We start from the raw sequence: 14,762 nt of genomic DNA, 5'->3' as shown, positions 1-14,762 counted from the left end.
TTCCATTGGAAGTCTTTTTTTGTTTTACGAAATACCAGTTATGGTATCAAAACGGTAGTCGCATTTACACAAAAATGACACTTCATATCTGTCTGACGGGAACAGCTGAAATGATGTTTTATTTTCGTTATTGCTCCTAAAGCCCTATATTTGTGAATACAGTGTTTTGAAAACAGCCTTGTTTTCTTTTATTAAATCTACTTTTTTTTAAATCACCCCCGGAGGGAGCTGTCTTTTTTATCGGTGTTTATCCGAAATAAATGTTGACTATTTTTAATTCAGTTTGCTTAGGCGATGCTAAATATTTTCTGTTTGCAGACAGATGCGCTAATCAAAGAATAACGAGGTTATAATTGCTTTTACTTATTGGGATAGCAACCGATACAAATTATATATTCTTATGAAATTAGTGATCATATCCAACAGGCTGCCGTTAAAAGTAGTCGAAGAAGAAAAGGGGTACAGAATCGTTCCGAGTACCGGAGGACTTACAACAGGGCTGAGTTCGCTGGAAACGACAATGGAAACACATTGGATTGGCTGGCCGGGGCTGTACATTGAAGAACCAGGGGAAAGAAAGAAAATCGATCGGGAATTAGAGTTGTTGAATTACCATCCGGTTTACCTGACGCCCGATCAAATCGAAAATTATTATGAAGGTTACAGCAACAGTGTTATATGGCCGCTTTTTCATTATTTTTTTAGTAATGTCCGGTATCAGAATGACTACTGGGATGCCTATAAAGAGGTGAATGCCCTGTTTTGTGAAAAAGCATTAGAGGTGATTGCTACCGGCGATACGATTTGGGTACAGGATTACCAGCTCATGCTGTTGCCGCGAATGATCCGGGAAAAAATGACCGACATAAGTATCGGATATTTTCACCATATTCCTTTTCCTTCTTACGAATTGTTCCGGAGTTTGCCTGAAAGAGCCGAAATACTCAGTGGACTGTTGGGGGCCGACCTTATAGCATTCCACACGCATGGCTATATGCGTCATTTTATCAGTACTATTTACCGGGTTATGAAGCTGGATTGTCATTTGGACGAGATCTACCTGCACGACAGGATAGTCGATGTAGATGCATTTCCGATGGGAATTAACTATGAAATGTTTCATACGGCGCTGCTTAATCCTGACATCAGCCGGCGTGCAGAAGAGCTTAAAAAAGATTTTGGAAGTGGTAAGCTTGTATTGTCAGTTGACAGGTTGGATTACAGCAAGGGGATTTTAATGCGTTTAAAAAGTTTTGAGTATTTTTTAAATAATAACCCGCAGTACCAGGGTAAGGTATCTCTCGTTATGATAGTAGCGCCTTCGCGTGATAATGTTGCTATATATGCAAAACTGAAAGAAGATATTGACCGGAAAGTTGGTGCTGTTAATGGTCAATATTCAACAGCAGACTGGAGGCCGGTTTATTATTTTTACCGCTCTTTCCGGTTTGAAGAACTGGCTGCTTTATACAATATTTCCAGCATCTGCCTGGTAAACCCGTTCCGGGACGGGATGAATCTGGTTGCAAAAGAATATGTGGCGTCCAAACGGGATGGAAAAGGAGTGCTGATATTGAGTGAAATGGCAGGAGCATCCATTGAATTGCCGGATGCCCTGATTGTTAACCCAAACGATCTGAAAGAAATAGAAAGCGCGATTTTGCAGGCTTTGGAAATGTCTGAGGAGGAGCAAAGTACTGCTATTTCCAATATGCAGGAAATTATTTCTGTACAGCATGTAGGCCAATGGGCAAAAGATTTTATCGAAGAGCTGGCTCATGTAAAAAAGAAAAACAAAAGCCTGCAGCAGAAAGTGATACAAGAGGTTCATTTTAACGAAATCAGACAGGCTTATACGCAATCCCGGAACCGGCTGATTATTTTGGATTATGATGGTACATTAGCAGCGTTTCACAGTAACCCGATGAAGGCATATCCAACACCTGAAATACTACATCTGCTGGAAAAAATGAGCAGCGACGCGGCAAACCGGATTATCATTAGCAGTGGCAGAGACAGGCAAACTCTGGAGAGCTGGTTAGGACATTTGCCTTTGGGCATAGCAGCCGAACACGGCATGTTTTATAAAGAACAGGGGGAATGGCAGGGTAAAACGACAAAAATGGAATGGGACAGCGAGATAATAACTATCATGAAGCACACCGTAAAGAAAACACCCCGTTCAAAACTGGAAATAAAAGAAGCGGCTTTGGTTTTCCATTACAGGGATGTAGACGTGTGGTTAGCTGAACTTCGTGTCACCCAGTTAATAAATGACCTGATCAATCCATGTTCAAGACAGAACCTGCAAATAATGAAAGGAAATAAAATTATTGAGGTGAAACCTGGCGGATACAATAAAGGTACCGAAGCGTTAAGACTGGCGGCAGAAAGCAATTACGATTTTGTAATGGCAATAGGAGATGATACTACCGACGAAGAAATGTTTATTGCCCTGCCTGCCGGTGCAGTTACTATAAAAGTAGGGAAAACATCAAACGCTGCCCGGTATAATATCCCGAAACAAGCTGACACAATAGGATTCCTCTATAAATTAACGGACAAACAGGGATAGCTGTTATTTTAAAAAATAGATACTGAGTAAGCCTAAAATTGCCGGAACACTTTGCACATACAGTATCGATTTCTGTACGGTCATGGCGCCATAAAGCCCGGCTACCAGAACACAGCCTAAAAAGAAGGTTGCCACATGCATGCTCCATTGGACATCACAAATCAATAACGACCAGATCAATCCGGCGGCTAAAAAGCCGTTATACAAGCCCTGGTTTCCTGCCATCTGTTTTGTTTTTTCAAACATTTCGGCCGGTACGCTTTTGAATACTTTTTTTGCCCGGGTTGTCCAGGCAAACATTTCCAACCATAAAATATAAAGGTGGAGTAAGGCTATAAATCCGATAATTATTTTAGAAAGTAGTACCATGGAAATTTGTATTAATTGTGAAACGTTAGGTAATTTTCAAGGGGGTTGACAGTGATTTAATCTTCTTTTTCGGCAACAATCTTTTCAATCCGGTTGTCCGGAATGAGCCACATTATGGCAACCAGCACATAAAATCCGCCGGCAATCAAACCGTTAAAACTGGAGGCGATAATTCCCAGTATGTAAAAAACAGGCGATAACTTTCCTTTTATATCTTTTCCGATAGCTTTGGATAAAACAGAATCCGGTCCGTGCTTTTTCAGGATTAAAGCCTGCAGTATAAAATAGGCAACAGCACACATTAAAAGAATGACGCCATACATGGTCATCGGAAAAGGAGCAAAGTGATTTTCACCAATCCATGCTGTTACAAACGGGATCAGGGAAAGCCAGAACAGCAGGTGCAGGTTTGCCCAGAGAATCCCTCCGGATACCTGTTTTACCGTGTGCATCATGTGATGGTGGTTGTTCCAGTAAATCCCCACATAAATAAAACTCAGGATATAACTTAGAAAAACGGGTAAAATGGGTTTTAACGAATTGAAATCAACGTCATGCGGGACTTTGATCTCCAGAACCATAATGGTGATGATGATGGCCAGTACGCCGTCGCTAAAAGCTTCCAGTCTGGTTTTATTCATATATTGAAATTAAGAGTTTTCGGAATGTAACGATTTGTGTATCCGCCGTTTGTGATGCGTTTGTTTTAGAGTACTGTCACCGGAAATAACACTGATGTTACCGTCAATTTCCAGCATGGCCAGTTTGACATCTTTATAGCGTTCCAGGCCGTGTTCGCGTATGGCTTCATAGAGCTCATCGGACGAGATTCCCAATTTACTCAGGGTGTCAAACTCCAGCTTTCCGTTATGGATCAATATTTCCGGTTTGTCCTGTAAAAAATCACCGAGTTTTTTGTATTTGAAAATCAGCTTTTTAAAAGCCATGTTGACTAAAAACAAAACCAATGCTGCTGCCAGACCTCCGAAAAGGCTGGTATTACTGCCTACCATAGCATTCTGAACCGAGTTACTGATGAGTAAAATCAGGATAACGTCGGCCGTATTGAGCTGGGATAACTGCTTCTTGCCAAAAATACGCAAGGCAATAACCATAAATAAATATACAGCGGTACTTCTTATGATTATATCCAGGTAGGCATTCATCAGCTGCTTAGTTTATTTCCATTTGAAATTCTTTTCAATGGCCTTGATCATTTCTCCTGCGATATCTTTTTGTGTTGCTCCTTCAATTCCTTCCAGGCCGGGCGAGGAGTTAACTTCCAGCAATAAAGGTCCTTTGGAAGAACGGATAATATCCACACCGGCAACTTTTAAGTTCATGGCTTTGGCTGCTTTAATGGCAATGCGTTTTTCCTCTGCAGTTACTTTTACAACCGAAGCGGTTCCACCCAAATGGATGTTGGCTCTGAATTCTCCCGGTAAGGCTTCCCGCTGCATAGCAGCTACGACTTTACCGTCTACCACAAACAAGCGTAAATCTTTACCGTTTGCTTCTTTGATAAATTCCTGAACCAATATATTGGCATTTAAACTCTTGAAAGCATTGATAACACTTTCTGCCGCTTTTTTGGTTTCTGCCAGTACAACACCTTTTCCCTGAGTACCTTCCAATAACTTGACAATCAGCGGGGAACCGCCAACCATCTTAATTAAATCGTTAGTGTCCAACGGAGAATTGGCAAAGCCGGTAGTCGGGATGTCCACACCGTTATTCAGTAATAATTGTAGTGAAAATAGTTTGTCCCGGGACTGGCTTATTGCCGCCGAATTGTTAAGACAGAAAACCTTTAAGGCTTCAAACTGACGCGTCAGTGCGCAGCCGTAGTAGGTCATACTGGGACGGATTCTCGGAATTACGGCATCGAAATCGTTTAGCACACGACCACCGCGGTAGTGAATTTCCGGAGCCGTAGCATCCAGTTTCATATAACAGTATTTTAAATTAAGGAAATGCATTTCATGACCACGCATTTCACCGGCTTCAATGATTCTTTTGTTACTGTATAATTCCGGATTACTGGCTAATAAACCAATACGAAGTCCTTTTTTTGAAGGTTCTTCGCTATAATAGTATTCTTTTATTTTTTCATGAGTAGGCTGTCCCAACAAATATTTTTGTTCCGGATCCACCAAAATTCTGCCGGACATGGCTTCACGTCCTAACAGCATGCGGAAACCCATTGAGTCCCTGTTTGTTAGTGTTAGCTCAACTTCCCATTCGCTTCCTCCGATTTCCAGCAGGGTTCTGATTACATAACGCAGCTCACGGTATCCGCTGGAGCTTTTTACAACACGTTTGTCTACCAAAAGTGCCTGGCAGTGAATTACCGCTTTAATATTGTTCTGAATCGGATTGATATCGAACTTCACCCAATTTTCCCCATTTCTCTCAAAAGGGGTAATGTTTGTAGCGTGAAGTGCGGAAGTTTTTGCTCCCGAATCTACACGAGCTTTAATAGTTGGAATCCCAAGTGCTGGGAATGAGCACCATTCTTCGCTACCTACAATAACTTTGTCTAACATCTCTATTTATTAATTAGTAATTCTAATGTACTACTTTTTTTGAAATGCCAAACACTTTTGCCTAAAAAAAGAAAAAACCTACTTAATTAGTAGGTTTTTCAGCTTTCTTAATGCTAACGGTGAGTTCCTGGGTGCTCTCGTCGAGATCCATAAAAATCTCATCGCCTTCATGAATTTTGGAAGTGATGATTTCTTCTGCTAAAGCATCTTCCACATATTTCTGGATCGCTCTTTTTAACGGACGCGCTCCAAATTGTTTGTCGAAGCCTTTTTCGGCAATAAAATCCTTCGCTTTTTCCGATAGCGCTAATTTATATCCTAAATCGGCAACTCTATCGTATAATTTATCCAGTTCAATATCGATAATTTTGTCAATATCTTCTTTTTCAAGAGTGTTGAATACTACGACATCATCAATTCTGTTCAGGAATTCCGGAGCAAATGCTTTTTTCAGTGCATTCTCGATGATTCCTTTTGAATTTTCGTCTGCCTGAGCCTGTTTCGAAGCAGTTCCGAAACCAACACCTTGTCCGAAGTCTTTTAACTGACGGGCACCAACGTTTGAGGTCATGATGATAATCGTATTACGGAAATCGATTTTACGACCTAAACTATCGGTTAAATGGCCGTCATCCAGTACCTGTAACATCATGTTGAATACATCCGGATGGGCTTTTTCAATCTCATCAAGCAAAACAACACAGTAGGGTTTTCTTCTTACTTTTTCGGTAAGCTGTCCGCCTTCTTCATAACCAACATATCCCGGAGGTGCTCCCACTAATCTGGAGATCGCAAATTTCTCCATGTACTCACTCATGTCAATACGAACCAAAGCATCTTCAGAATCAAATAGTTCTTTTGCAATAACTTTGGCCAACTGGGTTTTACCAACACCGGTCTGACCTAAGAAAATAAACGAACCGATTGGTTTGTTCGGATCTTTTAATCCGGCACGGTTTCTTTGAATGGATTTTGCAATTTTTAAAACAGCTTCATCCTGTCCAATTACCTTACCTTTAATGAGTTCCGGTAAATGAGCTAATTTATTACTTTCAGTCTGGGCAATACGGTTTACCGGTATTCCGGTCATCATGGATACCACATCGGCTACGTTGTCTTCTGTAACAACGATACGGTTGTTTTTGGCATCTTCTTCCCATTGTTCCTGAGCTACAGCAAGGTCTTTTTCGATGCGTTTTTCGTCATCGCGAAGTTTGGCTGCTTCTTCATATTTCTGTTTTTTAACAACCGAATTTTTAAGTTCACGAACTTCTTCCAGCTGACGTTCTAAGTCCAGAATTTGTTTCGGAACGTCAATATTGGTAATGTGTACACGGGAACCGGCTTCGTCCAGAGCATCGATCGCTTTATCCGGAAGGAAACGTTCCGACATATAACGGTTGGTCAGCTTTACGCAGGCTTCAACAGCTTCCGGCGTATAGATAACATTGTGATGGTCTTCGTATTTGTTTTTGATGTTGTTTAAAATGGTAATCGTTTCCTCTACGGTAGTAGGCTCCACAATTACTTTTTGAAAACGTCTTTCCAAAGCACCGTCTTTCTCGATATACTGACGGTATTCGTCAAGCGTTGTAGCACCAATACATTGGATTTCGCCACGTGCCAGAGCAGGTTTGAACATGTTTGAAGCATCCAGCGAACCGGTAGCGCCACCGGCACCTACGATCGTGTGAATCTCGTCGATAAAAAGGATGATATCATCATTTTTTTCCAGTTCGTTCATCACGGCTTTCATGCGCTCTTCAAACTGTCCTCTGTATTTTGTTCCGGCAACCAGACTGGCCAGATCAAGCGTTACGACACGTTTGTTGAACAGGATTCTGGAAACTTTTTTCTGGATGATACGCAACGCCAGTCCTTCAGCTATAGCCGATTTACCAACGCCCGGTTCTCCGATTAAAAGCGGGTTATTTTTTTTACGGCGACTCAGGATCTGCGAAACGCGTTCAATTTCTTTTTCACGTCCCACAACCGGGTCTAATTTTCCTTCTTCTGCCAATTCGGTCAGATCACGACCAAAGTTATCTAAAACAGGCGTTTTTGATTTTTTATTTGCTTTGCCGGTGCCAGGATTATTAAAACCTGTGTCACGCATACTGTCATCTTGTCCGGAATCGTCATTAAATGACTCCGCTTTAGGCAGGTTATCTAGGTAATCTTCTTCGTTTGATGTCATAGCAATAAATTGTTCTTTAACTATTTCGTAGTCAATTTTTAATTTGTTTAAAAGCTTCGTTGTCGGGTCATTCTCGTTTCGGAGAATACACAACAGTAAATGAGCGGTACTGATTGAAGTACTCTGGAAAACTTTAGCTTCTAAAAAAGTGGTACGTAAAGCACGTTCCGCCTGACGCGTTAAATGCAGGTTTTTTTTCTCATTACTACGATCGGTACTGGGATTTGCAGGGCTTAATACTTCTACTTTTCTGCGTAAATGCTCTAAATCTACGGAGAGATTATTCAGTATATTGATTGCGGTTCCGTTACCGTCTCTTAAAATTCCTAACATTAAGTGTTCAGTGCCGATAAAGTCATGCCCTAATCGTAAAGCTTCTTCTTTACTATAGCTTATTACATCCTTAACTCTTGGTGAAAAATTATCGTCCATTACTTAAAATCTTTATCATGTAAATTTACTAATTCTGGTGAGTAAAAGCAAAAACCATACCTTACATTTCAGAGAATAGCTGTAAGGCTAATTGACAAAAAAAAAACGACATATAAAAGTTAAAAAGTGTGAATTTTTAAGCATTCTACGGGTTTTTACTGTTGATAAATTGCTGAAATTTATGTGCGAAAAAGTAAAACATTACTGTAAAAATACGTATATTGGCACGTTTTGAATTAAATATAATTTTTTAATATAACTACTTATGTCTGAAGGAGAAAAGTTAATTCCTATTAACATTGAGGACGAAATGAAATCAGCTTACATCGATTATTCGATGTCAGTAATTGTATCAAGAGCGCTTCCTGATGTTAGAGATGGCTTGAAACCGGTTCACCGAAGAGTATTATTCGGAATGTATGAATTAGGAGTATTATCGAATAGAGCGCATAAAAAATCTGCAAGAATTGTCGGTGAGGTATTGGGTAAATATCACCCGCATGGCGATAGCTCCGTTTATGATGCGATGGTTCGTATGGCTCAAGAGTGGAGTTTACGTTATCTTTTAGTTGACGGTCAGGGTAACTTCGGTTCGATTGACGGTGACAGCCCGGCGGCAATGCGTTATACGGAAGCCAGAATGAAAAAACTTTCGGAAGAGATTCTTGCCGATATAGATAAAGAAACAGTTGATTTTCAATTAAACTTTGATGATACTTTAGAAGAACCTAAAGTAATGCCGACAAAAATACCGAATCTGTTAATTAACGGTGCTTCGGGTATTGCGGTAGGTATGGCAACCAATATGGCGCCGCACAACCTTACTGAGGTAATTGACGGTACGCTGGCTTACATTGAAAATAATGATATCGAGATTGATGAGTTAATGCATCATATCAAAGCACCGGATTTCCCTACAGGCGGTGTTATTTATGGTTATGAAGGTGTTCGTGAAGCCTTTAAAACGGGTAGAGGACGTGTTGTAATGCGTGCCAAAGCTAATTTTGAAGAAGTGGACGGGCGGGAATCGATCATTGTTACCGAAATTCCGTATCAGGTTAATAAAGCAGAGATGATCAAAAAAACTGCTGATCTGGTAAATGAGAAAAAAATTGAAGGTATTTCGACTATCCGTGACGAATCGGATAGAAACGGTATGCGAATCGTATATGTGTTAAAGCGTGAAGCGGTTCCGAATATCGTACTGAACACCTTATATAAGTACACGCAATTGCAGTCTTCTTTCAGTGTTAATAATATTGCATTGGTAAAAGGACGTCCGCAATTGTTGAATTTAAAAGAGCTGATCCACTATTTTGTGGAACACCGACATGAAGTGGTAACGCGGAGAGCGGAGTTCGATTTGCGCAAAGCAGAAGAGCGCGCCCATATCCTGGAAGGTTTAATTATTGCATCGGATAATATTGATGAAGTAATTGCGCTGATCCGTGCCTCTAAAAATGCGGACGAAGCAAAAGAAAAATTAGTAGAGCGCTTTAATTTATCAGACATTCAGTCCCGTGCCATTGTTGAAATGCGTTTGCGTCAGCTAACCGGACTGGAGCAGGATAAACTAAGAGCGGAGTATGATGAAATCATGAAATTGATTGCTTATTTGAGAGAATTATTAGCAAGCAAAGAAATGAGAATGGGTGTTATTAAGGATGAATTAACAGAAATCAGAGATAAATACGGCGATGCCCGTCGTTCTGTAATTGAATATGCCGGAGGTGATGTAAGTATCGAAGATTTAATTGCCGATGAGAATGTGGTTATTACCATTTCTCATGCCGGTTATATTAAACGTACACCGCTTTCCGAATATAAAACGCAAAACAGAGGCGGAGTAGGACAAAAAGGAGTGGCTACCAGAGATCAGGACTTCCTGGAGCATTTGTTTGTGGCTACGAATCACCAGTATATGTTGTTCTTTACCCAAAAAGGAAAATGTTTCTGGATGCGTGTTTATGAAATTCCGGAAGGAAGCAAAACCAGTAAAGGTAGAGCGATTCAGAATCTGGTGAATATTGAGAACGACGATAAAGTAAAAGCTTTTATCTGTACTCAGGATTTAAAAGACGAAGAATACATCAACAGTCATTATGTAATTATGGCGACCAAACAAGGACAGGTGAAGAAAACGCCTTTAGAGCAATATTCCCGTCCGCGTCAAAACGGTATCAACGCGATTACAATTAAAGAAGACGATGAATTACTGGAAGCAAAATTAACAAATGGTGAAAGCCAGATCTTAATTGCTGTTAAATCTGGTAAATTAGTTCGTTTTGAAGAAGGAAAAACACGTCCGATGGGAAGAAGTGCTTCCGGAGTTAGAGGAATTACTTTGGCAGATGAAAAAGATGAAGTAATCGGAATGGTTTCGGTTAACGATATGGAAAGCGAGATCCTGGTTGTTTCAGAAAACGGATACGGTAAACGTTCTTCTTTGGAAGATTACCGAATCACGAATCGTGGTGGTAAAGGTGTGAAAACGCTGAACATTACCGATAAAACCGGAAAACTGGTATCGATTAACAGCGTTACGGATGCCGATGACCTGATGATCATTAACAAATCCGGATTAACGATCCGTATGGAAGTTTCCGATTTAAGAGTTATGGGGCGTGCCACACAAGGGGTACGTTTGATTAATATTAAAGGAAACGACTCTATTGCAGCGGTAACCAAAGTAATGCGTGAGGAAAACGAAGGAATTGATATCGAAGGAGCAGAAGGTTTGGAAGACAACAATGATGCTGCTATTGAAGCCAACGATACCCAGGAATAACTACTAAAAACTATTATATGAAAATTAAATATGTATTATTGGCATCGTCCATGATGCTTTCGGCAGCTTCCTTTGCACAGAAGGATGAACTGAAGACGCTTAAAAAATTATATGCTAAAGAAAAACTGTCTGTTGCTGATATTTCAGAATATAAATCTGCTGTAAACAAAGTAAGCGGCATGTCTGGTCTGGCAGAACCGGATCAGGTATATACGAATTTCTATAAAGCAATGGCTCCTTTATTGGAGCTTGACGGTGTTAACGGAAGTAACCCGGGCGATTTACAGTTAATGGCAAAAAATTTAACTCCGGCTAAGATTAATGAATTGGCAAAAGGATTAAACGGCGTTTTGGAATACGAGAAAAAAACCGGTAAAAAGGTGTATACGGACGATGTGAATGAAACAATTATGTCGGTTAAGCCAATGATTGTTAATTATGGAATCGTTTTAAACCAGGCTTCAAAATTTAAAGAAGCGGCTCAGATCTTTGAAGCAATCTATAATCTGGATCCAAGCGATGCGTCAAATTTATATAACGCTTCTATTTTAGCAATGCAGGCACAGGATTTTGACGGTGCGTTGAAGTATTTATACGAATTAAAAAAGATCAACTATTCCGGAGAAGGAACAAATTATTACGCTGTTAATAAAGCAAGCGGGGCAGAAGAAACTTTTGCTACGGATGCTGACAGAAAGCAATCGATAAAATTAGGGCTTCACGAAAAACCACGTGATGAAAAAGTTCCTTCTAAAAGAGGCGAAATCTATAAAAACATTGCTTCAATTTTAGTACACCAGGGGAAAGTAGAAGAAGCGAAAGCGGCAATTAACGATGCGAAACAGGCTAATCCGGGTGATACGAGCTTGCTTTTGGCAGAAGCGAATATCTACTTGGATGCTAAAGATTATGTAGGTTACAAAAGAGTAATCACGGAAGTATTGGCAAAAGATCCTAACGATGCAGATTTATTGTTCAACTTAGGAGTGATCAGTACAACATCCGGTGATATTGAAGAAGCTAAAAAATATTACAAAAAGGCTATTGAAGTGAATCCTAATTATTTCAATGCCTATAATAATTTAGGAGCTTTGATGCTACAGGGTGAGGATAAAATGGTAAAAGAAATGAATTCGTTGGGAACTACTCCAAAAGACAATAAAAGATTTGAAGAGTTAAAAACGAAAAGAAATAAAATGTACAGTGATGCTTTGCCATATTTTGAAAAAGCATTGCAAATTGATCCGAAAGAACCGAATATTAAAGCCATTTTGCTAAATGCATACCAGGTTTTGGATATGGATGTAAAATACAAAGCTTTAAAAGCTCAGAAATAATGGAGAGCTTTATATAAAAAAACCGAAACGTGAGTTTCGGTTTTTTTATACTATCTTTTTAATGACACGGAGTTTGTGTGTGTGCCGTCCGGTGTCGATATTATAAATTCCAAGATGATCCAGGCGGTCAATGCGTACTTTGCCATGGGCATGGATAATATAATTATCTTCCATGATCATACCCACGTGAACAATTTTCCCTTCTTCATTATCAAAAAAGGCCAGATCTCCGGGCTCACTTTCTTCTATAAAGCTAAGTGCTTCTCCTTGTCCTGCCTGTTGTGAAGCATCTCTCAAAATGGAATAGCCGTTTAATTTGTAGACCATCTGGGTAAAACCGGAACAATCAATACCAAAAGGCGTTTTTCCGCCCCATAAATAAGGCGCATTCAAATACATAAATGCCGTTTTGATCAATTCGGTTTTGGGTTTGATACCGCAGACTTTTACGCCTTCAAAAGCAAATTGAGGCGTGTTGATTTCCGGAATGTCCAAAAAAGTTAAGGAACATCCTAAAGGAATCGGAATTAAAAAATTATTCGGAGTGGTGATGTATTCAATCAGATCGGCATTTAAAATCGCTGCCGAACTGGAAATAGCATTGTAATTGTCTTCAGAAATTGACTGAAATTGTTTATTGTCAATCCAACCTTCATAACCGTCAAAAGCCAGTTTAATTTTAGACCAGTTTGGCGTTTGTTCTAAAATTTTAAAATGCTCACCAAATAACACCTGCGAAACTAATTCGCTTCTGTCATTTGATTCGGCACGTAATGGGACGATAGCAAGATTACAAATTGCAAACATTCAGAATTATTTTAAAGTTAAATGATGAATTCTAAATCGGTACATGTTTTACCACGGATTTAAAATTCATCATTTTAGTTGTATTGATTAAGCTCTTTCGATAACGATAGCAGAAGCACCACCACCACCATTACAGATAGCAGCCGCTCCGGTTTTTGCATTGTTTTGCTCCAGAACATTGATTAAAGTTACGATAATTCGGGCTCCGGAACATCCCAGAGGGTGTCCTAAAGAAACGGCACCACCATTTACGTTAACTTTATCGTTATCTAATCCTAATATTTTAGCGTTTGCCAATCCTACCACAGAGAAAGCTTCGTTGAATTCGAAGAAATCTACATCAGAAATAGCAATACCAGCTTTATCTAAAGCTTTTGGAAGTGCTTTTGCCGGTGTTGTAGTGAACCATTTTGGCTCCTGCGCAGCATCAGCATATCCTTTAATGTAAGCAAGCGGTTTTAAACCTAAAGCATTTGCTTTGTCTTCGCTCATTAACACTACTGCAGCAGCACCATCATTGATAGTAGAAGCATTAGCAGCGGTAACGGTTCCGTCTTTTGTAAATACCGGGTTTAAAGAAGGAATTTTATCTAACTTAACATTAGTGTATTCCTCATCTTTTGAAACGATAATCGGGTCACCTTTTCTTTGCGGAACAGCAACCGGTACAATTTCGTTGTCAAATTTATTTTCGTTCCATGCTTTCGCAGAACGCTCGTAAGACTGGATAGCGAAAGCATCCTGCTCTTCTCTTGTAATTTTATATTCAGTAGCACACAAGTCAGCACAAACACCCATAGCATTATTGTCATAAGCATCTGTTAAACCGTCTTTCTGCATTCCGTCTAACATAGAAGCCGGACCAAATTTGTATCCGTTTCTTAAATGTACATAATGAGGGATTAAACTCATGTTTTCCATACCACCTGCTACCACAATTTCAGCATCACCTGCCATAATTGCCTGAGCACCCTGCATGATCGCTTTCATACCGGAAGCACACACTTTGTTAATAGTGGTACACGCTACCGTATTGGGTAATCCTGCAAATATAGCCGCCTGGCGGGCCGGAGCCTGTCCAACACCTGCCTGTACTACATTACCCATTAAAACTTCGTCTACTAAGTTTGGATCTAAATTTATTTTATTTAATGCGCCTTTAATCGCAGTAGCTCCTAATTGCGGAGCCGTTACAGTAGATAGTGCACCCATAAAGCTTCCTATAGGGGTTCTAACTGCCGAAACGATTACTACTTTTTTACTCATGATTATTCGTTGTTGGTTTGTTATTATACTTGAAGTTGCGAATTTAACCATTTTTATGAAGATATTTTTATTGAGCAGGTATTTTCTTAGGGTAAGGGAATAATAAATTGATATTATTATAATGGGAACTCCGGTAAACAGGCTTTTCAATGCAAATAATAGGGAAGTGGGGATTTTTATGATGAAATAATAAAGTTTTTGTAAATTCTATGTTATTGAGCGTGAAATACTTTAAGAAAAAAGCGAAAAAAAAATGAAAAAAGAATGTGAAATAGTTGCAGGAAATAGAATGTTATCCTACATTTGCAACCGCAAAAAGGGATTAATTCCTCAGTAAGCAGGAGAGGTGCCGGAGTGGTAACGGAGCAGATTGCTAATCTGTCGACGGGCAACCGTCGCCAGGGTTCGAGTCCCTGTCTCTCCGCTTTTTTCGGGGTGTAGCGTA

The 14,762-nt window shown here is 39.8% G+C and carries 10 protein-coding genes and 1 tRNA gene; 4 read left to right on the top strand and 7 right to left on the bottom strand.

The genetic code is table 11. The features are described from left to right. Positions 1-400: 400 nt before the first annotated feature. Entirely contained in the window at positions 401-2,575 is a 2,175-nt protein-coding gene (locus BGO42_RS14495) for a bifunctional alpha,alpha-trehalose-phosphate synthase (UDP-forming)/trehalose-phosphatase (protein WP_273247058.1), read from the top strand. A 3-nt stretch (positions 2,576-2,578) separates the two neighbouring features. Here the strand turns inward: BGO42_RS14495 and BGO42_RS14490 are convergent, their stop codons facing one another. The 5 genes from BGO42_RS14490 to BGO42_RS14470 form a co-directional block, all read right to left on the bottom strand. Further along, positions 2,579-2,944, bottom strand: a complete 366-nt coding sequence (locus tag BGO42_RS14490; RefSeq protein WP_177734313.1) for a DUF1304 domain-containing protein — start codon at positions 2,942-2,944, stop codon at positions 2,579-2,581. A gap of 56 nt (positions 2,945-3,000) precedes the next feature. Continuing rightward, entirely contained in the window at positions 3,001-3,585 is a 585-nt protein-coding gene (locus BGO42_RS14485) for a TMEM175 family protein (RefSeq protein WP_273247059.1), read from the bottom strand. Positions 3,586-3,594: 9 nt separating this feature from the next. After that, complete coding sequence (locus BGO42_RS14480; RefSeq protein ID WP_273247060.1) at positions 3,595-4,110, bottom strand: DUF421 domain-containing protein; 516 nt, start codon at positions 4,108-4,110, stop codon at positions 3,595-3,597. Between the two features lie 12 nt (positions 4,111-4,122). Further along, a complete protein-coding gene (gene rimK, locus BGO42_RS14475) occupies positions 4,123-5,490 on the bottom strand; it encodes a 30S ribosomal protein S6--L-glutamate ligase (protein ID WP_177734316.1) in 1,368 nt (455 codons plus the stop codon). An 82-nt stretch (positions 5,491-5,572) separates the two neighbouring features. Next, the gene (locus BGO42_RS14470; protein WP_177734317.1) at positions 5,573-8,119 is read right to left on the bottom strand and encodes an ATP-dependent Clp protease ATP-binding subunit; all 2,547 of its coding nucleotides are present in this window, start codon (positions 8,117-8,119) and stop codon (positions 5,573-5,575) included. Between the two features lie 265 nt (positions 8,120-8,384). On the opposite strand from BGO42_RS14470, the gene gyrA reads away from it, so the two are divergent. Continuing rightward, complete coding sequence (gene gyrA, locus BGO42_RS14465) at positions 8,385-10,907, top strand: DNA gyrase subunit A (RefSeq protein WP_177734318.1); 2,523 nt, start codon at positions 8,385-8,387, stop codon at positions 10,905-10,907. A 17-nt stretch (positions 10,908-10,924) separates the two neighbouring features. Then, the gene (locus tag BGO42_RS14460; protein WP_177734319.1) at positions 10,925-12,244 is read left to right on the top strand and encodes a tetratricopeptide repeat protein; all 1,320 of its coding nucleotides are present in this window, start codon (positions 10,925-10,927) and stop codon (positions 12,242-12,244) included. 45 nt (positions 12,245-12,289) lie between these two features. Here BGO42_RS14460 and BGO42_RS14455 read toward each other — a convergent pair whose 3' ends face one another. Together BGO42_RS14455 and BGO42_RS14450 are read right to left on the bottom strand one after the other, a co-directional pair. Further along, entirely contained in the window at positions 12,290-13,051 is a 762-nt protein-coding gene (locus tag BGO42_RS14455) for a C40 family peptidase (RefSeq protein ID WP_177734320.1), read from the bottom strand. 87 nt (positions 13,052-13,138) lie between these two features. Then, complete coding sequence (locus BGO42_RS14450) at positions 13,139-14,317, bottom strand: acetyl-CoA C-acyltransferase (RefSeq protein WP_177734321.1); 1,179 nt, start codon at positions 14,315-14,317, stop codon at positions 13,139-13,141. A gap of 340 nt (positions 14,318-14,657) precedes the next feature. Between BGO42_RS14450 and BGO42_RS14445 the strand changes: the two genes are divergently transcribed. Next, a tRNA-Ser gene (locus tag BGO42_RS14445) sits at positions 14,658-14,741 on the top strand. Positions 14,742-14,762: the final 21 nt, after the last annotated feature.

The sequence above is a fragment of the Flavobacterium sp. 40-81 genome (assembly GCF_001898245.1).
GTDB lineage: Bacteria > Bacteroidota > Bacteroidia > Flavobacteriales > Flavobacteriaceae > Flavobacterium > Flavobacterium inviolabile.
The sequence above is the reverse complement of the archived record's forward strand: the minus strand, read 5'-3'. Positions and strand labels throughout refer to the sequence as shown.